The sequence below is a fragment of the Brevundimonas sp. GW821-FHT10E09 genome (assembly GCF_058809375.1).
Genome location: NZ_JBXASO010000003.1, coordinates 197,936 through 216,835 on the forward strand (window position 1 = coordinate 197,936; position 18,900 = coordinate 216,835).

Annotated in this window: 18 protein-coding genes and 5 tRNA genes; 4 read left to right on the forward strand and 19 right to left on the reverse strand. The window is 67.4% G+C overall.

What is annotated here, in order from left to right; translation table 11 throughout:
- Positions 1–51: 51 nt before the first annotated feature.
- The 5 genes from AC1RSI_RS04345 to AC1RSI_RS04365 form a co-directional block, all read right to left on the reverse strand.
- Positions 52–777 (reverse strand): TlyA family RNA methyltransferase, encoded by a 726-nt coding sequence (locus tag AC1RSI_RS04345; protein WP_154725405.1) that lies wholly within the window; start codon positions 775–777, stop codon positions 52–54.
- Positions 774–3,503, reverse strand: coding sequence for a valine--tRNA ligase (locus AC1RSI_RS04350; protein WP_154725406.1), 2,730 nt, complete (start codon positions 3,501–3,503; stop codon positions 774–776). Before AC1RSI_RS04350 ends, AC1RSI_RS04345 begins: the two co-directional genes overlap by 4 nt.
- Before the next feature lie 104 nt (positions 3,504–3,607).
- Positions 3,608–4,237: a DUF2497 domain-containing protein gene (locus AC1RSI_RS04355; RefSeq protein ID WP_154725407.1), complete on the reverse strand. Its 630-nt coding sequence runs from the start codon at positions 4,235–4,237 to the stop codon at positions 3,608–3,610.
- Positions 4,238–4,410: 173 nt separating this feature from the next.
- On the reverse strand, positions 4,411–5,946 hold the full coding sequence (locus tag AC1RSI_RS04360) for a TolC family outer membrane protein (RefSeq protein WP_154725408.1): 1,536 nt from the start codon (positions 5,944–5,946) through the stop codon (positions 4,411–4,413).
- 121 nt (positions 5,947–6,067) lie between these two features.
- The gene (locus tag AC1RSI_RS04365; RefSeq protein ID WP_154725409.1) at positions 6,068–6,697 is read right to left on the reverse strand and encodes a protein-L-isoaspartate O-methyltransferase family protein; all 630 of its coding nucleotides are present in this window, start codon (positions 6,695–6,697) and stop codon (positions 6,068–6,070) included.
- A gap of 133 nt (positions 6,698–6,830) precedes the next feature.
- On the opposite strand from AC1RSI_RS04365, the gene AC1RSI_RS04370 reads away from it, so the two are divergent.
- A tRNA-Cys gene (locus AC1RSI_RS04370) sits at positions 6,831–6,904 on the forward strand.
- 288 nt (positions 6,905–7,192) lie between these two features.
- On the opposite strand, the gene AC1RSI_RS04375 is transcribed toward AC1RSI_RS04370, so the two are convergent.
- Positions 7,193–8,005, reverse strand: a complete 813-nt coding sequence (locus AC1RSI_RS04375) for a TrmH family RNA methyltransferase (RefSeq protein WP_154725410.1) — start codon at positions 8,003–8,005, stop codon at positions 7,193–7,195.
- Between the two features lie 62 nt (positions 8,006–8,067).
- Between AC1RSI_RS04375 and AC1RSI_RS04380 the strand changes: the two genes are divergently transcribed.
- Positions 8,068–8,142 (forward strand) — tRNA-Asn (locus tag AC1RSI_RS04380).
- 148 nt (positions 8,143–8,290) lie between these two features.
- Here AC1RSI_RS04380 and trhO read toward each other — a convergent pair.
- The 9 genes from trhO to AC1RSI_RS04425 form a co-directional block, all read right to left on the reverse strand.
- Positions 8,291–9,247: an oxygen-dependent tRNA uridine(34) hydroxylase TrhO gene (gene trhO, locus AC1RSI_RS04385; RefSeq protein WP_008261535.1), complete on the reverse strand. Its 957-nt coding sequence runs from the start codon at positions 9,245–9,247 to the stop codon at positions 8,291–8,293.
- Between the two features lie 31 nt (positions 9,248–9,278).
- A tRNA-Arg gene (locus AC1RSI_RS04390) sits at positions 9,279–9,355 on the reverse strand.
- An 18-nt stretch (positions 9,356–9,373) separates the two neighbouring features.
- A complete protein-coding gene (locus tag AC1RSI_RS04395) occupies positions 9,374–9,679 on the reverse strand; it encodes an ETC complex I subunit (RefSeq protein ID WP_008258669.1) in 306 nt (101 codons plus the stop codon).
- Between the two features lie 78 nt (positions 9,680–9,757).
- Positions 9,758–9,834, reverse strand: a tRNA-Pro gene (locus AC1RSI_RS04400).
- 45 nt (positions 9,835–9,879) lie between these two features.
- Positions 9,880–10,359 (reverse strand): DUF192 domain-containing protein, encoded by a 480-nt coding sequence (locus AC1RSI_RS04405; RefSeq protein WP_008262859.1) that lies wholly within the window; start codon positions 10,357–10,359, stop codon positions 9,880–9,882.
- Between the two features lie 22 nt (positions 10,360–10,381).
- Complete coding sequence (locus tag AC1RSI_RS04410; RefSeq protein WP_008264262.1) at positions 10,382–10,906, reverse strand: cold-shock protein; 525 nt, start codon at positions 10,904–10,906, stop codon at positions 10,382–10,384.
- 274 nt (positions 10,907–11,180) lie between these two features.
- Positions 11,181–11,255 (reverse strand) — tRNA-Glu (locus AC1RSI_RS04415).
- Positions 11,256–11,351: 96 nt separating this feature from the next.
- Positions 11,352–13,163 carry a single-stranded-DNA-specific exonuclease RecJ gene (gene recJ / locus AC1RSI_RS04420; RefSeq protein WP_035308637.1) on the reverse strand — a complete coding sequence of 604 codons (1,812 nt, stop codon included), beginning with the start codon at positions 13,161–13,163 and terminating at the stop codon, positions 11,352–11,354.
- A gap of 40 nt (positions 13,164–13,203) precedes the next feature.
- Complete coding sequence (locus tag AC1RSI_RS04425; protein ID WP_230307515.1) at positions 13,204–13,665, reverse strand: hypothetical protein; 462 nt, start codon at positions 13,663–13,665, stop codon at positions 13,204–13,206.
- Between the two features lie 89 nt (positions 13,666–13,754).
- On the opposite strand from AC1RSI_RS04425, the gene phaC reads away from it, so the two are divergent.
- Both phaC and AC1RSI_RS04435 read left to right on the forward strand, forming a co-directional pair.
- Entirely contained in the window at positions 13,755–15,839 is a 2,085-nt protein-coding gene (gene phaC / locus AC1RSI_RS04430) for a class I poly(R)-hydroxyalkanoic acid synthase (RefSeq protein WP_154725411.1), read from the forward strand.
- A gap of 168 nt (positions 15,840–16,007) precedes the next feature.
- Entirely contained in the window at positions 16,008–16,211 is a 204-nt protein-coding gene (locus tag AC1RSI_RS04435; protein WP_230307516.1) for a hypothetical protein, read from the forward strand.
- Here the strand turns inward: AC1RSI_RS04435 and msrB are convergent.
- From msrB to rplM, 4 genes are all read right to left on the reverse strand, one after another.
- On the reverse strand, positions 16,208–16,711 hold the full coding sequence (gene msrB / locus AC1RSI_RS04440; RefSeq protein ID WP_008263426.1) for a peptide-methionine (R)-S-oxide reductase MsrB: 504 nt from the start codon (positions 16,709–16,711) through the stop codon (positions 16,208–16,210). The genes AC1RSI_RS04435 and msrB overlap by 4 nt on opposite strands.
- Before the next feature lie 64 nt (positions 16,712–16,775).
- Entirely contained in the window at positions 16,776–17,711 is a 936-nt protein-coding gene (argC, locus tag AC1RSI_RS04445; protein WP_008261009.1) for an N-acetyl-gamma-glutamyl-phosphate reductase, read from the reverse strand.
- A 101-nt stretch (positions 17,712–17,812) separates the two neighbouring features.
- On the reverse strand, positions 17,813–18,307 hold the full coding sequence (gene rpsI / locus AC1RSI_RS04450; protein WP_008260755.1) for a 30S ribosomal protein S9: 495 nt from the start codon (positions 18,305–18,307) through the stop codon (positions 17,813–17,815).
- A 2-nt stretch (positions 18,308–18,309) separates the two neighbouring features.
- Entirely contained in the window at positions 18,310–18,783 is a 474-nt protein-coding gene (gene rplM, locus AC1RSI_RS04455) for a 50S ribosomal protein L13 (RefSeq protein WP_183196355.1), read from the reverse strand.
- Between the last annotated feature and the right edge of the window lie 117 nt (positions 18,784–18,900).

Below are 18,900 nucleotides of genomic sequence, written 5' to 3' on the forward strand. Positions count from 1 at the left end.
CCCACTTGTAGGGAGGGGGATCGCGCGAAGCGTGGTGAAGGGATTGCCGGCTCAGACCCGCCTGGCCCACAGCAGGAACTCGATATTGCCGTCTCCGCCGGTGATGGGGCTCTCGGTCGTCGCCTGCACCGCCCAGCCCAGGGCTTCCAGCCAGTCGGCGACGCGCGCCACGGCGGAGGCATGGGCCACGGGATCCTTGACCACCCCCTTCTTGCCGACCCCGCCGGGCCCGTCAGCCTCGAACTGCGGCTTGACCAGGGTGATCAGGTCCGCCTCATCGGCCGCCAGATCGAGCGCAACCGGCAGGACCTTGATCAGGCTGATGAAGCTGGCGTCGCACACGATCAGCGAAGGCCGCTCCGGGATCAGATCCGGCGTCAGGTCGCGCGCATCGGTCCGCTCAAGGCTGACCACCCGCGGATCGGCCGCCACCCGCTCGTGCATCTGGCCGAAGCCGACATCGACCGCGAACACCTTGGCCGCCCCGCGATCCAGACAGACCTCGGTGAAGCCGCCGGTCGACGCGCCGACATCCAGCACCACCCGTCCCTCGACCGCCACCGGCCAGACGGTCAGGGCGTGATCCAGCTTCAGCGCCCCGCGCCCGACCCAGCGGTGGGCGTCGGCATAGCCGATCTCGGCGTTCGCACCGACGGTCTGGGAGCCGGACTTGGCCGGCGCGCCGTCCACGGTGACGCCGCCGGCCTCGATGGCCGCCTTCGCCCTGGCCCGGCTTTCCGCCAGGCCGCGCGTGACGAGAAGCTGGTCCAGCCTCATCCGATCTCGCTCAGCCGCGCCAGCGCCGCCTGCAGCTTGGCCTTGCCCGCCTCGGCCTCGGCCAGTTTGGCCCGCTGTTCGTCCACGACTTCCGGCGCGGCCCGCGACACGAAGTTGGGATTGCCCAGCTTCTTGTTCACATGGCCGATATCGCTCTCGAAGACGGCGATCTCCTTCTCCAACCGCGCCCGTTCGGCGGTCAGGTCGATGATCCCGGCCAGCGAAAGCGCGACCGTCGATCCGCCCGAAACGAAGGTCACGGCCCCGGTCGGCGCGGCGTCCGCCGATCCGACCTCGGACACCCGGCCAAGGGTCAGGATCAGGTCGCGATGGCGCGCGATCCGCTCGGCCGTGACCGCGTCCGGCGCGACAAAGGCCAGCGGCGGCTTGGCCGCCGGCGGCACGTTCATCTCGGCCCGCAGACCCCGGATCTCGCCGACCAGGTCGACCAGCCAGCCGATCTCGGCCTCGGCCGAGGCGTCGATAAAGCCGTCCGGCAGCACCGGCCATTCGGCGCCGATCAGCAGGCCTTCCCTAGCCGGCCCCTCCTTGCCCAGTTCAGCCCACAGCTCCTCGGTGATGAAGGGCATGACCGGGTGCAGCAGCTTCAGCGTCTGATCCAGGGTCCAGGCGGTCATGGCCCGCGTCTCGGCCTTGGCGGCCTCGTCGGCGCCGTTGAAGACCGGCTTGGCCAATTCCAGATACCAGTCGCAGAAGACGTTCCAGACGAACCGATACAGCGCGCCCGCCGCATCATCGAACCGCCCGCCCTCGATGGCCTCGGACACAGCGCGCTCGGCCTTGGTCAGTTCGCCGCGAATCCAGCGGTTGATCGTCTGTTCGACCGTCGCGGGATCGAAGCCCTCGACCCGCCGCGCCTCGTTCATCTGGCTGAAGCGGGCGGCGTTCCAGAGCTTGGTGCCGAAGTTGCGGTAGCCCTCAATGCGTTGCTTCGACAGCTTGATGTCGCGCGTGCCCGACAGGATGGCCATGGTGAAGCGCAGCGGATCGGCGCCCAGCTCGTCGATGATGCCCAGGGGGTCGATGACGTTCCCCTTGGATTTACTCATCTTCTGGCCCTTCTCGTCGCGGACCAGGCCGTTGATGATGACCCGTTTGAACGGGACCTCGTCCATGAAGTGCAGGCCCATCATCATCATCCGGGCGACCCAGAAGAAGATGATGTCCGCCGCCGTGACCAGGTCGCTGGTCGGATAGAACCGCTCCAGATCCTCGGTCTTCTCGGGCCAGCCCATGGTCGAGAACGGCCACAGGGCCGAGCTGAACCAGGTGTCGAGGACGTCTTCGTCCTGGGTCAGGGCCACTTCGGAATCATAATCCGCCATCGCCAGTTCGCGGGCGTCCTCTTCCGTCTCCGCGACATAGATCTCGCCGCCCGGTCCGTACCAGGCCGGGATGCGGTGCCCCCACCACAGCTGGCGGCTGATGCACCAGGGTTCGATGTTGCGCAGCCATTCGAAATAGATCTTCTCGTACGACTTCGGCTCGAACACCGTGTCGCCCTGCTCCACCGCCTTCAGGGCGGGCTGGGCCAGGACCTTGGCGTCGACGTACCACTGGTCCGTCAGCCATGGCTCGATAACCACGCCGGAGCGGTCGCCGTGCGGGACAACGTGCTTGGTCTTCTCGATCTCGCGCAGCCAGCCCTCTTCCTCGGCCCGGGCGACGATGGCCTTGCGCGCGGCGAAGCGGTCGACGCCGACGTATTCCGACGGCACGTCCGGCGTATCGGCGTCGGTGATGCGGCCGAAGGCGTCGAGGATGTTCAGCGACGGCAGGCCCGCCCGCTTGCCCACGCCGAAGTCGTTGAAGTCATGCGCCGGCGTGATCTTCACCGCGCCCGAGCCCTTAATCGGATCGGCGTAGTCGTCGGCGACGATGGGGATGCGCCGGCCGACGATGGGCAGGGTCACGAACTTGCCGACCAAGCCCTCATACCGCTCATCCTCCGGATGCACGGCCACGCCGGTGTCGCCCAGCATCGTTTCAGGCCGCGTCGTGGCGACCACGATGAAGTCGCGCGTCTCGAACTCGGTCGCCTTGCCCTCCTCGTCGAAGGCGATGGGGTGTTCGTAGGTCACGCCGTCCGCCAGCGGATAGGCGAAATGCCAATAGGCCCCGTCCACCTCGCGCTGTTCGACCTCCAGGTCCGAGATGGCGGTCTGGAAATGCGGGTCCCAGTTCACCAGCCGCTTGTCGCGATAGATCAGGCCTTCCTTGTGCAGCTGCACGAAGACCTTGCGGACGGCGGCGTTCAGCCCCTCGTCCAGGGTGAATCGCTCGCGCGACCAGTCGCAGGACGCGCCCAGGCGACGCAGCTGGCGCACGATGGTGCCGCCGCTCTCGGCCTTCCACTCCCAGACCTTGTCGATGAAAGCCTCGCGGCCCATGTCGCGCCGCCCCACATTGCCGGCGGCGGCCAACTGACGCTCGACCACCATCTGGGTGGCGATGCCCGCGTGGTCCGTGCCCGGCAGCCACAGCACCGCCTTGCCCTTCATCCGGTGATAGCGGGCCAGGATGTCCTGCAGCGTGTTGTTCAGCGCATGGCCGATGTGCAGGCTGCCCGTCACGTTCGGCGGCGGGATGACGATCGAATAGGCGCCTTCGGCCCCTTCCGTGCGGGGCGCGAACAGGCCGCTCTCTTCCCACTGGGCGTACAGGCGGGGTTCGGCGGCCTGGGGTTCGAAGGTCTTCTCGAGCATGGGACTTCTTTGATCGTTGTCGTGCGGCCGAACGGCGGCCTGGAATGACAAAGGGCGGCCCCTGCAGGAGCCGCCCCTCGATTAGTCTGCGGTGAAGCGAAGGGCTAGGCGCTGCGCGCGATGCGTTCGACTTCCCTCTGCACCGCCGCCTCGACGATGGCGGGCAGGTTGTTGTCCAACCAGTCCTTCAGCATCGGACGCAGCATCTCGGCGACCATGGCCTCGACGGTGTTGCCGCTGACGAAGGGCATTTCCGTCGAAGAGGCCGCAGCGGGCTCAGGCTTCTTGAACGAGGCGGCCAGACCGGCGAAAGCCGAAGCGGCGCTGGCGGCGGCGCTTTCGCCGACCAGCGCATCATAGGCCGGGGCGGGGGTTTCGGCCGGTTCGGGCGCGGAAACGACCGGCTCGGGCGCGGCCTCGACGATGTCCAGATCGCCGATGGTTTCCGATGCGGGCGCCTCATAGAGTTCGGTCAGCTCGAGGACATCGTCATCGGCGACCTCGGGTTCCGGCTGCGGCTCCGGCTCGGCGGGCGCGGCGAAAATACTCTCGGCCGCCGCAGGCTCGGGCTCAGGCTCCGGCGTGGGTTCGGGCGCTGGCTCCGGCGCGGGAGCCGGCTCGGGCGCGGCCGCAACCGGCGGCGTCTCGGCGGGCGCGTCGTCTTCGGAGATGATCCGGCGAATCGACGCCAGGATCTCCTCCATGGTGGGTTCCGGGGCGGACTGATCGGTCATGACTTAACCCTGGGAGAGGCCTGGAATGAAACTGGGGGCGTGGAGGTCGCCCCCAAACGCCATGCACGGGTCCGGGACCGGAAGACCTAGCCTTCCCGACCCCAGGATATTGTCGTCGCATCAACGCCCGCCGGAATCAACGGGCGTTTTGCCCCTCGTTCGTCAGGCCGACGTCATGCGCCGGGCGCAGTGCGGATCACATCGCCCTTGAGTTGAGTGTCGATCGGCGCATCCCGCGCGTCGTCGGCGTCGACGACCGGCGGCGAGGCGACCCGGTCCAGGGCCTCGATCACGCCGTCCCAGGGCAGGCCGCCGCGATTGCGGACGCGGTCATAGTTGGTCTTGGCGTCATAGACGTCCAGATTGGCGTTCAGGTTCGGCCCTTCGAGCTGGCCCATCGCCGACAGCAGCGAGGCGCGGGCCACATATTCGGCGGCGCGGGCGGCGGCCAACGAGGTCTGCGACGCCCGCAGGGTCACTTCCTGGTTCAGCACGTCCAGCGTGGTGCGCAGGCCGACCTGCGCCTCCTGCCGCACGCCCTCGGCGGCCACCGAGGCGGCCCGCACGGCCTCTTCGCCCGCTGCAACGTTCGACCGGGTCGACAGGACCTGGGCATAGGCCGAGCTGACGTTCTGCAGCACAGTGCGGCGCTCGCCCTCGACGGCGATCTGGGCGGCGTTGGCCCGTTCCAGGGCCTGGGCGACGCGCGACCGGTTCAGGCCGCCGGTGAACAGCGGCACCGACAGCGTGGCGCCGGCGGTGAAGCTGCGGCGGTCGGCCAGTTCACTCAGATTGCCCAGATCGTTCGCCGTGCCGCCGTAGGAGGCGGTGGCGCGAACGGAAGGCAGATATTCGGCCCGCGCGGCGGCGACGGCGGCTTCGGCGGCCTGCAAGGAATAGGTCGCCGAAAGCACGCCCGGATTACGCGTCAGGGCGACTTCCATGGCGGCGTCGAAATCGTTCGGAACGGTCGGCAGGACCGGGGCCGCCTCAAGGTCGCTGGGCGACTGGCCCACGACGGCGGCATAGGCGGCGCGGGTGGTCGACAGCTGGGCCTGGGCGTTGGCCAGATCGGCTTCGGACTGGGCCAAGGAGGCCTCGGCCTGGGCCACGTCGGTCCGAGTGATCTCGCCGACCTCGAATCGGGCGCTGGTCTCTTCCAGCTGGCGTTGCAGCACGGCGAGGTTTTCCTGGCGGATGCGCAGGATTTCCATGTCGCGGGTGACGTTCACATAGGCCTGGATGACCGACAGCATGACCGACTGTTCGATCTCGCGCAGGTTCTCACGCCCCGCCATCACGCCGGCCCGGGCCTGGTCGATGGCCAGGGTAGTGCGGCCGGCGGTCCAGATGTTCTGCGACAGGCTGACGCCCACGGTGGCGCCGTCGCTCTCGGACGATGAACTGGACACCTGGGTGTCCGGCACGCCGTCGTTGTTCGTGTCGACGAACTGGGTGACGGTCGGGAAATCGTTGCGGGTGTAGTCGACCCCGGCCGAGGCGCTCAGCGTCGGGCGCAGGCCCGATCGCGCCTGGACCACGGTTTCGTCCAGCGCGCGCTGATTCGCCCGCTGAGCCAGCAGGCTGGGATTGGTCTGATAGGCCAGGGCGATCGCTTCCTGCAGCGTCTCGGCCCAGGCGGGCGCGCCAAGCCCTGTCACCAGAGCCACCACAGCGGCCGAAGCCAGCACACGCGAGCGTTTCAACATTGTCCGTCCTTGCCTGACGCCCCCGAGGAGCGCCCGAATGTCATCAAGCGTAACTGCGGCCTCAGTCGACCTGACGCCAGTTAAGTTTTTTTCACGCTTCCCGCGAGCGCTGCCGACTACGTCAGAATGCGAATGTAGGCGCCGGCGTCAGTTCCGCGAGAAGGGCCGGGGATGAATCGAACAGTTCGCGACGCGACAGGCCTTCGCGGCCCTTAACATAGAGGGCGGCCTTGCCGATGGCGCCACGCCGCTCGACCACAACCAGACGGCCGCCGGTCCGCAGGGCCTGCCCCCAGGCTTCCGGCAAGGCCGCCACGCCGCCTTCGCAGACGATCAGGTCCCAGCCCTCCCCCACCGGCGCATCCAGAGGCGCGACCGCCGTCGTCACCCCATCCTCCGCCAGGGCCTCGCCCACGACCTCGAACACGGCCGCGTCAGACTCTTGCGCCGTGACCGTCAGACCCATGCGCGCCAGCACCGCAGCGGCATAGGGGGCGGCGATGGCCAGGGCCTTCTCCCCTTCCCGCGCATCGGCGGCCTGCAACAGCTTGGAGACGTCGCGCGCCGGCATCAGCTTGCGGTCGCCCGCGATCTCGACCGATGCGTCCGAATAGGCGGCGAAGACGCGGTCCGGCGCACAGTAGCGTTCACGCGGAACCGCCATCATGGCCATGTGGATCTCGTGATTGGTCACATCGTTCACGCGGACCTGCGAGTCGACCATGGCCTTGCGCTCGGCGGTGAAATCCATCTTTGGGCAGCCTTCAATCGGTAGTCAGGGAGGAAATCTTGCGCGCTTATAGTTCCGCGCGTTGCAGCGGACAATCCGATCTGATAGCGAACGCCCCTCGCGATGACCGCCCCCGAGAAATCGGGGACAAGGCGGCCTGATGGCGGAGTGGTGACGCAGAGGACTGCAAATCCTTGCACCCGGGTTCGATTCCCGGTCAGGCCTCCATCGCGACAAACGAACAAAAGGCGCGGATCCCGGGATCCGCGCCTTTTTCGTCTCTATCGCCCCTGAAGGATCAGCTGATCGGCGCAGTCACCCAGCCGATCAGGCCCGCCGCGCCCAGACCGGCGACCCCGGCGGCGATGAAGATCGCCGCCCGGACGTTTCGGTTCAGAAAATACAGAATGTTCATTGCGCGCCCCCACACCAACGAGAACAAGGTTCGCCATAGTTTCGGCCGCCGCGCAAGGTGTACAGAACCTTAACGACCTAAAATCCTGGTGAACGCCGGCGTCAGCCTGCGGGCCGCCCGCTGGTCACATGATGAAGCGCCAGGGCGCTGGTCACGGCGACATTCAACGAATCAAAGCCCCCCGCCATGGGTACGCCGACGGCGCGGCACCGATCAATCACCGCGCGGGGCAGACCCGGCCCCTCCGACCCCACCATCAGGGCGACGGGGCCCTTGGGCCGGTAGTCCGCCAGCCTCAGCGTCGCCGACGGGGTCAGGGCCAGCACCTCCACCCCCGCCGTCTGCATCGCCGCCACCAGATCCTCGGCCGATCCGCCGACCGTGAACGGTGTCCGCAGCACGGCCCCGACCGAAACCCGGATAGCCTTGCGATAGAAGGGGTCGCAGCAGGTCTCGTCCAGCAAGACGGCCCGCGCCCCGAAGGCCGCCGCATTGCGGAACACCCCGCCCATATTGTCGTGATTGCCGATGCCGCTGGCGATCACGAACACATCCTCGTCGGCGACGGCCGCCAACAGGTGCTCGACCGGCGGCGCGACGGGCTTCTCACCCAGGGCCAGGATGCCCCGATGCAGCGGAAATCCGGCGATCCGGTCCAGAACGGTCTGGCCGGCGACATAGACGGGAACCGACGGCGCAAGCGCTGCGATGACGTCGCTCAGGGCCGCGACCCGTTTCTCCGCCAGCAGCAGGGCGCGGGGTCGGCATCGTGAGGCGGTCGAGGCCAGCACCCGCACCACCACCTCGCCTTCGGCCACGAACAAGCCCTCGCGGCCCGTCAGGTCGCGTTCGCGAATATCGCGAAAGCCGGAGATCCGGGCGTCATCGGGGTCATTGATGGAGATCGTGCGCATTCGTCGTTTTTCCCATTGCACGAATCGAATGGCCGCTGCTATAGGCCCGCCTCCCGAGCAGTTCCGCGGTAGCTCAGTGGTAGAGCAGCCGACTGTTAATCGGCTGGTCGTAGGTTCGAATCCTACCCGCGGAGCCACTCGGGGCTAAGACTGTCGGCATCAGACATCTCGCCGCCAGCGCTGTTTTGGCCTGAAAATCGGCGGGTTTAGCAAAGACCGCTCTTTCGTTGGCGACGCCCTGGCCGGTTCTCTTCTCCCCCTCATCGCCGCGCCTGGGCCTGACGTTCACCCGTCTTCGCGTCGCCCCAGATGTTCCGTCCCGCGCAGACGGGCGAGCTCAATCTGTCTCTGACGTTCGGCGTAGCGTAGCCTCTGCGCGTCGTCGCGCGTATCCCGGCAGCGTTTGCAGCAGACGCCCTCGATGAAATGGGGCGACGCCCGGCCTTCGGCGTCCAGGGGCATACGGCACCCCCGGCACAGGGTGTGATCGCCCTGCACCAGGCCATGACCGACCGAGACCCGCTCGTCGAAGACGAAACAGTCGCCGCGCCACAGGCTGTCGGCCGGTTCGACCTCTTCCAGATAGCGCAGGATCCCGCCTTCCAGATGGTGGACGTTCTCGACTCCCTCGGCCTTCAGGAAGGCGGTCGATTTTTCGCAGCGGATGCCGCCGGTGCAGTACATGGCCACCCGCTGCGGCTTCATCTGGTCCATCAAGGCGCGGCCATCCGTGCGGAACCAGTCGGGAAAGTCGCGGAAGCTGCGGGTGTTCGGCTGCACCGCCCGCTCGAAGGAGCCGATTTCGCCCTCGTAGTCGTTGCGGGTGTCGATCACCAGGGTGGTCGGATCGGCGATCAGGGCGTTCCAGTCCTGAGGCGCGACATAGACTCCGGCCTGTCGCGCCGGATCCAGGTCCGGCTGACCCATGGTCACGATCTCGCGCTTGATCCGGACCTTCAGCCGCAGAAACGGCATGTCGCCGGTCCAGGCGTATTTGACCTCCAGATCGGCGAAGCCCGGAATGGCGCGGATGTCGGCCAACACCGCTTCAATACCCGATTCAGGACCGGCGATCGTGCCGTTCAGCCCCTCGGTCGCAACCAGCAGCGTGCCTTTGACCGCGCCGGCTTCGCACACGCTATGCAGCCGCGCCTGCACCGCCTCGACGTCCTTGATCGCGGCGAATCGATACAGGGCGGCGACGCGAATCTCGCCGGGGTTCAGGGATTTTGAGTCGGTCATGGCGTGGCTTTCAGCGGCGCCGTCGCGAGAGTGGCGCGCCCTGCAGGACTCGAACCTGCAACCGTCCGCTTAGAAGGCGGGTGCTCTATCCGGTTGAGCTAAGGGCGCTCGGCAGCGAGCCGGGCGTCAATGCGTCCAGGGCTGTTTGCGATTGGGGGCGAAATTGTCGGCGTAGGCCTTCAGGATCGTCGGGGGCTCGTTCGGCTCGTGCAGGCGGAACGGAATGCCGTGGCGTTCGGCATAGGCGACGGCTTCTTCCTTCGAATCAAAGGCGAGACGCACCTGACCGTTCATGTCCGACGAACTGGTCCAGCCCATCAGCGGATCGAGGCTGCGGGCCGAGGCCGGTTCAAACTCCAGACGCCAGTCGCGGCTCTTGGCCTTGCCGGACTGCATAGCGGTCTTGGCTGGGCGGTAGATGCGGGCGAGCATGGCGAAATCCCTAGTGATCGGCAGGTCCAGTGGACCTGCCATAACGCGCGCGGGACACGGAATCCAGCGGCCGTCCATTGGTCGGGGCGAGAGGATTCGAACCTCCGACCCTCTGGTCCCAAACCAGATGCGCTACCAGGCTGCGCTACACCCCGGACCGAACGGAGCGCTCTATTGGCACTTCGTCGCGCGATCCGCAATCAAGGCTTGAAATAAGGATGCAAAATCCTGTCGCCGGGCTTGGCGCCGATCTCGGCCGCGCGACCCGCGCGAAGCTCCAGCACGCCGTTCGCGGCCCCGTTCGACGGTATCGGAACCTCGGAAAAGGGCGTGGCGTGGGAGGCGATCGAGACGATCCGGCCTTTCGGATCGATATAGAGAATGTCCAGAGAACTGGGCGTATTGCGCATCCAGAAGCTCTGTTCCCGCGGCGCCTCTCCGGGCCACTGGAACAGCATGCCGCGATCATCGCCCAGCGGCGGGCGGAACATCAGGCCCCGCTGACGTTCAGGCTCTTCGTCGGCGATTTCGACCCAGAACGGGTGCTCGCCGGACGCCGTCACCACGGCCAGCTTCTGCAGGGGCTCGCCATTCGGCCCGGCCGGCGCTTTCGCGGCGCATCCGGCGACGGCGAGCGCCATCAGGCCGGCCACAACAAAACGTCTCGTCGCGTCGATCATGCGCCCCTCCTGGAGCGACCGATCAGCCGCCCGGTCTGATTTCAGCCACCACCAGCCCCTTGGGACCGCTGGCGAATCGCACCTGCACCGTGTCGCCTGGCACCAGATCGTCCAGGCCGCAGCGCCGCAGGGTTTCGATGTGGACGAAGATATCGCCCGGTTCGCGATCACGCACCACGAATCCATAGCCCTTGGTCCGATTGAACCATTTGACCACGGCCGGCTCCAGGACCGCATCGATTTCGGGCGACGTCGCGATAGCCTCGGCCATGGGCGCCGAACGACGCACGATGACGCTCGCCTCGCCCGCTCCCAGGTCATGGATCTCGACGGCCTGCCAGCCTTTGGATCGCCGAACACAATCGCAGACAATAGGCGCGCCTTCATCTGCCGTTTCGCGGCCGGTGTCGCGCAGACTGCTGATGTGCAGAAGAACATCCCGTAGCTCGGTCAACGTCGGGTCATCCGGCACGATGAAGCCATAGCCCTTCGCCGGATCGAACCACTTCACGCGCCCGACGACACGAACGGTCTCCGCCGTCTCCATCTCATCGTAGTCAGACAAATTATCAAACCCCCGTCCGCTCCTCTTACGGACACGATTACGTTTAACACTGTTCCGCGAATCTTTGGAAAGGTCAAAATGGGGGAAAGGCGCCCGAAACTTGCACCTTCTGGCGGAAAGCTTCCAGTTGTGTCGCACGAATGACACCACCCGTGATGGTTTTCGCCCATGGCGACGACGGGGTTGGTGCAGGACTCAAATGAAGAGGCGACCGCCGCTCGGGCGGCCTATCGGCACGGCCCGTATTCATCCCGCGTGGCAGTCCCTAGGGGAGTCGAACCCCTCTTTTCAGGTTGAAAACCTGACGTCCTAACCGATAGACGAAGGGACCGCTGCGCGGGAGAGCCGGCGATATAGCCGCGCCCTCGGACGGGTGCAAGCGCGGATTTCGAGTTTTTTGCGACGGTCCAGGGCGTGCCCGCGCCGCTCAAACCCTGCGCGGATCGGCGACGTCCTCGATCTCGAACTGCACGCCGCGACGGCCGTTCCAGTCGTCCGCCTTCAGACGGCCGACGACATTCAGCCCGCCCTGCCCGCTCAGCAGCGCCTGGCCGGTCGGCAGATCGGCGCATCGCCAAGCCACGGCCCGCACCGAGGCGCCGTCCGGCCCGACCAGGCGACAGCGGACATGGCCGCCGTTCATCTGCACCGGTTCGCGCGCCTGAACCCCGTTCAGGGCGAAGACCGGCTCGGGGTTGGAGGGGCCGAAGGGGGCCAGTTGCTCGAAGGATTCGAACAGGGCCCGGGTCGCTGCGCCTGGATCGATCAGGGCGTCGATCTCCAGCGCATCCATCGCCACCGCCTCGATCCGTTCGCCGGCCAGCCGGTCGTTCAGGAAGTCGGTCAGTTCAGCCAGTCGTGCGCCGTCCATCGTCAGACCGGCCGCCATGGCGTGCCCGCCGCCGGCCAAAAGAATACCCGCCTCCCACGCCGCCTGAATGGCGCGGCCCAGGTTCATGCCCGGCTGCGACCGGCCCGACCCCTTGCCCAGACCCGTCACCGGATCCAGCCCGATGACGATCACCGGCTTGCGCCAGCGTTCGCGCAGGCGCCCGGCGACGATGCCGACCACGCCGGGGTGCCAGTCCTCGCCCGCCACGACGACCAGGGCCGTCTCGTCGGCGTGGGCGCCGGTCGCCTCGACGCGGCGGACGGCGGCCTCCGTCACGGCGCGTTCGACCTCGCGGCGCGACAGGTTCAGGGCGTCCAGCTCCAGCGCCAGGGCCTGGGCCTCTGCAGGATCGTCGGTCGACAATAGCCGCGCGCCCAGGTCCGATCGGCCGATCCGCCCGCCGGCGTTGATGCGTGGCCCCAGTATAAAGCCGGCGTGGTTGCTCTTGGCCGGCCCTTGTTCGGCGCCGGCGGCGGCCAGCAGGGCGCGCAGGCCCGGGTTCTTCCAGTCGCTCATGACCTTCAGTCCCAACCCCGTCAGGGCGCGGTTGAACCCGGTCAGGGCCGTGACGTCGCAGATAGCGCCCAGGGCGGCCAGATCCAGCCACTGGCGAATATCGGGCTCGGGCCGGTCCGCGAACAGGCCGCGCCGCCGCGCCTCGCGGTTCAGGGCGGCCAATAGAACAAAGACCACCCCGGCCGCCGCCAGATTGCCCTGGCCCGAGTTGCAGCCCGGCCGATTCGGATTGACGACCGCCAGCGCCCTGGGCGGTTCGCTGCGCATCAGATGGTGGTCGATGACGACGACGTTCAAGTCGATGGCCGCCGCATGGGCCAGGGCCTCGTTCGCCGCCGCGCCGCAATCGACCGTCACCACCAGGTCGGCGCCGGCCGCCTTCAGGGTGTCGAAGGCCTTGGCGCTGGGGCCATAGCCCTCGGTCAGCCGGTCAGGAACATAGATGGGCAGGTCCGCCCCCATGGCCCGGAACCAGCGCACCAACAGGGCCGCGCTGGAGGCGCCGTCCACATCATAGTCGGCGAAGATGTGAACCTGAGACTTGGCCTGGAACGCATCCAGCAAGGCCTCGGCGGCGGCGTCCATGTCCATGAAGCTGGACGGATCGGGAAACAGGGCGCGCAGGGTCGGGGTCAGGAAGTCGGCGCCCTGGTCGGCCCGCACGCCGCGCGAGGCCAGGGCCCGCGCCAGCGGCTCCTCCAGGCCCAGACCCTGCATATGGGCGCGGATGGTCGCGGCCTCGGCCGGGCGCTGACGCCAGGCCCGACCGGACAGGGACTGGGTCACACCCAGAAATGCGTTATCGATCTTGAAGCCGCCGTCGTCCGCCATCGTCGCATCATCCGGGGATTCTCGAGCCCCGGCGACAAGCTCATTCAATCGGACGCCGATCAATCGGCGGCGGGGCCTTGGCGCGATCCCGCAGGCTTTGGGCGAAGGCGTCGATCTCGGCCTCGGTGCGGGCCGCATCCGGCGACACGGGAACGGCTCCGACCTGGGCGCGGGTCTCGGCGGCCAGGGTTTCGGCGTCGCCCAGCGTCCAGTCGATCCGCGCCACCTCGCCGCCCAAGGCCCCGCCCTGACCTTCCAGAGCCTGGACCCGGGCGGCCACCTGGGCCGCCTGCGGCAGATCGGCCGGCGCGGCGGGGAAGTTCTCCCAACTGGGATAATGGCGATTGGCGTCGACCAGGGCCTGAACCCGCGGCGCGATCGGCGACGTCGGATCGGTGCTCGGCGCAAACGCGCGCGCACAGCCCCCCAGAGACGCCGACAGCGTCGCCAGGCAGAGCAAAGAAGCCGTCAGCCCCGTTCTTTTTCGAAAGTGCGCGTTCATGTCGGGGTCGGTCTTATGCCATCATCGCTTCGTGCGGAAGGGCGAGGCGTCGAACCAGCCCTCCGAACCCAGGAAGGCGAAGGAAATTCATGGCCCAAGCTCCGAAGAACAAGACCCCGACGTCCCAGCCCGCTCCAAAGGGCGACGCCCGGAAGGCCAAGCCCGGCGCGTCCAAGTCAGCGGTGTCCAAGTCGGCGGCGTCCAAACCCGCAGCGGCCAAGACGCCCGGGCCCATGGCGCTTGACGACGCCCCGGTCGCCAAGACGCCGCGCAAGCCCGGTCGCCCGACCTCGGCCAAGCCCCGCCCGCCCCGCGCCAAGACTCCGGCGCCTGATCCCAGGATCGACTCGTCGGACGCCGCTCCTTCCGCCGAGACGCCTGCTGAACCCGCCCCCGCCCCCTTCCCCGGCGCCGACCAGGCCCAACTGCTCGAAACCCTGTCGATGAACCTGGCCAAGGCGGCCATGATGGCCCAGAGCGCGCTCGCCGAGGCCGCCCTGTTCCAGGCCGACCGCCCCGCCGCCCTGTCGCCCGACCCGTTCCATGTCGGCCCCGCCATGACCTCGGTCATGAGCAGCCTGGCCTCCCGTCCCGAAAAGCTCTTGCAGGCCCAGGCCGACCTGTTCAGCCGCTATATGGATCTGTGGACCGGCACGGCGCGTCAGGCGGCCGGCGAGCCGATGCCGCCCGCCCCCGCCGACAAGCGGTTCAAGGATCCCGCCTGGTCGGACAATCCGATGTTCGACATGATGCGCCGCTCCTATCTGCTGACCTCGGACTGGATGAACGGCCTGATCGCGGGGGTCGAGGACGTCGATCCGGCGGTCAAGCAGCGCGCCCAGTTCTTCACCCGCCTGCTGACCGACGCCTTCTCGCCGTCCAACTTCCTGGCCTCCAACCCGGTGGCCCTGAAGGCCCTGGCCGAGACCAGCGGCGAATCCCTGGTGAAGGGGATGCAGAATTTCGCCGCCGATCTGGAACGCGGCGGCGGTTCGCTGCGCATCAGCCAGGCCGACGACGGCAAGTTCGTCGTCGGCGAGAACGTCGCCACCGCGCCGGGCCAGGTGGTGTGGCGCGACGACCTGTTCGAACTGATCCAGTACGATGCGGCGACCGAGACCCAGCATCAGATCCCCCTGCTGATCTTCCCGCCCTGGATCAACAAATTCTATATTCTCGACCTCCAGCCGACCAATTCGATGATCCGCTGGCTGTCGGCCCAGGGCTTCACCGTCTTCGTCTGTTCCTGGGTCAATCCGGGCCTCGACAAGGCGGGCCTCGGCTTCGACGACTATCTCGAAAAAGGCGTCTATCGCGCCATCGACAAGACGCTGGAGCAGACCGGCGCAGACCGGCTGAACGCGGTCGGCTATTGCATCGGCGGCACCCTGCTGGGCGCAGCTCTGGCCCATATGGCGGCGAAGGGCGACACGCGCGTCGCCGCCGCCACCTTCTTCGCCGCCCAGCACGACTTCGCCGAGGCCGGCGATCTGCTGCTGTTCACCGACGAACACTGGATCGCCGAGATCGAACGCCAGATGGACGCCGCCGGCGGGGTCCTGCCCGGCGCCGCCATGGCCGACACCTTCAACGCCCTGCGCTCCAACGACCTGATCTGGTCCTTCTTCATCAGCAACTACCTGCTGGGCAAGGATCCGCCCGCTTTCGACCTGCTGTTCTGGAACGCGGACCAGACCCGAATGCCAAAGACCCTGCACCTGGCCTATCTGCGCCAGATGTACGGCGCCAACGCCCTGGCGCGCGGCGTGTTCGAGATCGGCGGCCTGACGGCGGACCTGTCGAAGGTCGCCATCCCCCTGTATTTCCAGGCCAGCCGCGAGGATCACATCGCCCCGATGAACTCGGTCTATCGCTCGGCCCGTCTGTTCGGCAGCCCGGACGTGACCTTCACCCTGGCCGGGTCCGGCCATATCGCCGGGGTGATCAACGCCCCGGCGGCGCGGAAATACCAGCACTGGACCAACCCCGCCCTGCCCGGGACCCTGGCCGAGTGGCAGGCCGGGGCCGTCGAACATCCGGGCAGCTGGTGGGACCACTGGGCCGGCTGGCTGCATGATCGTTCGGGGTCCAGGATTCCGGCGCGCGACCCTGCTAAGGGTCCGCTCCCGCCCCTGGCGCCGGCGCCGGGTCTGTATGTGAAAGTGAAGTCTTGAACCGTATCGAACCCAATATCCTGCTGGCCGTCAGCACGGGCGTCGCCCTGATCCTGCTGATCATGACGGCGGCCACCTTCGGCGAGCCGGGCAATACGGCGAAATATATGATCAGCGCCGTCGTCTGTTCGGTCCTGCGTCGCCCTGAACGGCTGGATGGCCCGCCGGATGAACCGCCCGACGCCGCAGCCGGTCATCCGTGCGGCCTCGCCCGGAACCGCCGCCTGGGCCGGCCTGTTTCCCGCGCTGGTCATCGCCGCCGCCGTCGCCCCGGTCTTCCTGCCGGGCCACGACTACGGCCTGCTGATCATCATTGCGGCGGTCTGGTTCGGGGTGACGGTCGATTCGGCTGTACGCGCCAATCGCGGCTAGGCGGCCACGAACTTCAGCGCCACGCCGTTGTTGCAATAGCGCAGGCCTGTGGGCCGCGGTCCGTCGTTGAACACATGCCCCTGATGCCCCAGGCAGCGGGCGCAGTGGTATTCGGTGCGGGGAATGCCGATGGCCAGGTCGCGCTTGCGGCCGATGTTGGCGGCGATGACCTGATAGAAGCTGGGCCAGCCGGTGTGGGAGTCAAACTTCCAGTTCGAGCGGAACAGCGCCAGGTCGCACCCCTTGCAGACGAAGGTCCCACGGCGATGTTCGTCGTTCAGCGGACTGGTGTAGGGGCGTTCGGTGTCCTCGTGACGCATCACGCGCCAGGCCGCGTCGCCGAGCCGCCGTCGCCAGTCGGCGTCCGACACGCGACGATAGAGCGAGGCGGCGTAGGCCCCCTGCCCCGCCTGGGACGGTTCGGGCGAACAGGCGGCCAGGGCCAGCGCGCCGGCGCCTGCCAGAAGGCCGCGTCGATGGAGGATCGGGGACTGGGTCATGCCACCCAGTACGACGGGACGAGGGGAAAGGTTTCTCGCCTCGTTTCTTCTCCCGATCAGGGTTTCAGATCAGACCGGTCGCCTCATCCAGGCCCAGCAGGATGTTGAGGTTCTGCACCGCCGCGCCCGAGGCCCCCTTGCCCAGGTTGTCCAGCAGAGCGATCAGACGCGCCTGTTCGCCGGATCGGTCGCCGAACACATGCAGACGCAGGCGGTTGGTGCTGTTCAGCCCCTCGGGCTCCAGACCGGTCATGGCCTCGGTCTCGTCCAGATCGGCCACCTCGACGAAATACTGGCCGTCATAAGCCTCGACCAGGGCGCCGTGGATCCGCTCGACCGACGGGGTTTCCGGGAGGGCGGCCAGGTGCAGCGGAACCTCGACCAGCATGCCCTGGCGGTAATTCCCCACTGCGGGGGCGAACAGCACCTCGCGGCTCAGCCCCGTGTGTTTCGTCATCTCCGGCACATGCTTGTGCTTCAGCGACAGACCATAGGCGCGATAGGCGGTTGCAGCGCCTTCCGCTTCGAATTCGGCGATCATGGCCTTGCCGCCGCCGGAATAGCCCGAGACCGCATTGACCGTGACCGGATGGCCGGCCGGAACCAGGCCCGCCTTCACCAGCGGCCGCATCAGGCCGATGAAGCCGGTCGGATAGCAGCCAGGGTTGGACACGAATTGCGACCGCGCGATCAGATCGCGCTGGCCTGCGTCCATTTCGGGGAAGCCATAGGCCCAGCCCGGCGCGACCCGATAGGCGGTCGAGGCGTCGATCACCTTGACCGACGGGTTCTCGACCATGGCCACCGCCTCGCGCGCCGCGTCGTCCGGCAGGCACAGGATCACCGCATCGGCGCTGTTCAGGGCCTCGCGCCGCGCCTCGACGTCGCGCCGACGGTCGCCCAGCAGGATCAGCTCCAGATCCGAGCGCGCCTCCAGCCGCTCGCGGATTTCGAGGCCCGTGGTGCCGGCTTCGCCGTCGATGAAGATGGTGTGGGTCATAGGCTGCTCCTGACCCTTCCCCCATGCGGGAGAAGATAGACAAGAAAAAGGGCGCTCCGGGTCTCCCCGAAGCGCCCCAAATCCAAACCGCGTGAACGCGATTAGCGCTTCGAGAACTGGAACGAACGGCGAGCCTTGGCGCGGCCGTACTTCTTGCGCTCGACGACGCGGCTGTCGCGGGTCAGGAAGCCGTGCGGCTTCAGGACCTTGCGCAGTTCCGGTTCGAAATGCGTCAGGGCGTGCGAGAGGCCGTGGCGGATGGCGCCGGCCTGGCCGGACAGGCCCGAACCTTCGACGGTGCAGACGACGTCATACTGGGTGGCGCGGTCCGAGACGGTCAGCGGCTGGGCGATCATCATGCGCAGCACGGGACGAGCGAAATACTGCTCTTGGTCCTTGCCGTTGATGGTGATCTTGCCGGTGCCGGGCTTCACCCAGACGCGGGCGATGGCGTTCTTGCGCTTGCCGGTCGAATAGGCGCGGCCCTGGGCGTCCAGCTTCTGGACATAGACGGGGGCGTCGTTCTCGACCGAAGAGCTCAGGCCCTTCAGGGCGTCGAAACCGGTGGCGGCTTCGGTGTTGGTCACGTCGGTCATGCTCAGACGCTCCGGGTGTTCTTGGGCGACGCCGACTTGAAGTCGATCGTTTCCGGTTGCTGGGCTTCATGTTCGTGCGCGCCGCCGGCGAACAGGCGCAGGTGCGTCATCTGCTTGCGGGCCAGCGGGCTTTCCTTCGGCAGCATGCGCTCGACGGCCTTCTCGAGCACGCGCTCGGGGAAGCGACCGCCCAGAACCTTCTCCGGGGTCGTCGACTTGACGCCGCCCGGGTGGCCGGTGTGGCGATAATAGACCTTGTCGGTCGACTTCTTGCCGGTGAACACCACCTTGTCGACGTTGGTGACGACGACATAGTCGCCGCAGTCAACGTGCGGGGTGTAGTCGCCGCGGTGCTTGCCGCGCAGACGGTTGGCGATGAAGGTCGCGAGACGGCCCACCACGACGCCTTCGGCGTCGATGTGGATCCATTTCTTCTCGACCTCGGCCGGCTTCAACGAAGCCGTGGTGCTCTTCAGCATTGAGGGGGTTCCTGGAGACGAAAATCGGGTCCGGCCCCCGAGGGAACCGAATGAAGGCGCGCTGATACAGGAGACGATACGCCGCGTCAACGCGTCGAAAAGCGCGACATGTGG

Excerpts from the sequence above, each read along its gene's own strand:
- recJ (WP_035308637.1), bottom strand. The coding sequence starts at position 13,163 with ATGGCGGACGACGGCGGCTTCAAGATCGATAACGCATTTCTGGGTGTG.
- AC1RSI_RS04435 (WP_230307516.1), top strand. The coding sequence starts at position 16,008 with ATGAACCGCCCGACGCCGCAGCCGGTCATCCGTGCGGCCTCGCCCGGA.
- AC1RSI_RS04355 (WP_154725407.1), bottom strand. The coding sequence starts at position 4,237 with ATGACCGATCAGTCCGCCCCGGAACCCACCATGGAGGAGATCCTGGCG.
- AC1RSI_RS04410 (WP_008264262.1), bottom strand. The coding sequence starts at position 10,906 with ATGGAGACGGCGGAGACCGTTCGTGTCGTCGGGCGCGTGAAGTGGTTC.
- AC1RSI_RS04395 (WP_008258669.1), bottom strand. The coding sequence starts at position 9,679 with ATGCTCGCCCGCATCTACCGCCCAGCCAAGACCGCTATGCAGTCCGGC.
- argC (WP_008261009.1), bottom strand. The coding sequence starts at position 17,711 with ATGACCCACACCATCTTCATCGACGGCGAAGCCGGCACCACGGGCCTC.
- trhO (WP_008261535.1), bottom strand. The coding sequence starts at position 9,247 with ATGACCGACTCAAAATCCCTGAACCCCGGCGAGATTCGCGTCGCCGCC.
- AC1RSI_RS04425 (WP_230307515.1), bottom strand. The coding sequence starts at position 13,665 with ATGAACGCGCACTTTCGAAAAAGAACGGGGCTGACGGCTTCTTTGCTC.
- AC1RSI_RS04360 (WP_154725408.1), bottom strand. The coding sequence starts at position 5,946 with ATGTTGAAACGCTCGCGTGTGCTGGCTTCGGCCGCTGTGGTGGCTCTG.
- AC1RSI_RS04345 (WP_154725405.1), bottom strand. The coding sequence starts at position 777 with ATGAGGCTGGACCAGCTTCTCGTCACGCGCGGCCTGGCGGAAAGCCGG.
- AC1RSI_RS04375 (WP_154725410.1), bottom strand. The coding sequence starts at position 8,005 with ATGCGCACGATCTCCATCAATGACCCCGATGACGCCCGGATCTCCGGC.
- msrB (WP_008263426.1), bottom strand. The coding sequence starts at position 16,711 with ATGACCCAGTCCCCGATCCTCCATCGACGCGGCCTTCTGGCAGGCGCC.
- phaC (WP_154725411.1), top strand. The coding sequence starts at position 13,755 with ATGGCCCAAGCTCCGAAGAACAAGACCCCGACGTCCCAGCCCGCTCCA.
- AC1RSI_RS04365 (WP_154725409.1), bottom strand. The coding sequence starts at position 6,697 with ATGGATTTCACCGCCGAGCGCAAGGCCATGGTCGACTCGCAGGTCCGC.
- AC1RSI_RS04405 (WP_008262859.1), bottom strand. The coding sequence starts at position 10,359 with ATGATCGACGCGACGAGACGTTTTGTTGTGGCCGGCCTGATGGCGCTC.
- rpsI (WP_008260755.1), bottom strand. The coding sequence starts at position 18,307 with ATGACCGACGTGACCAACACCGAAGCCGCCACCGGTTTCGACGCCCTG.
- AC1RSI_RS04350 (WP_154725406.1), bottom strand. The coding sequence starts at position 3,503 with ATGCTCGAGAAGACCTTCGAACCCCAGGCCGCCGAACCCCGCCTGTAC.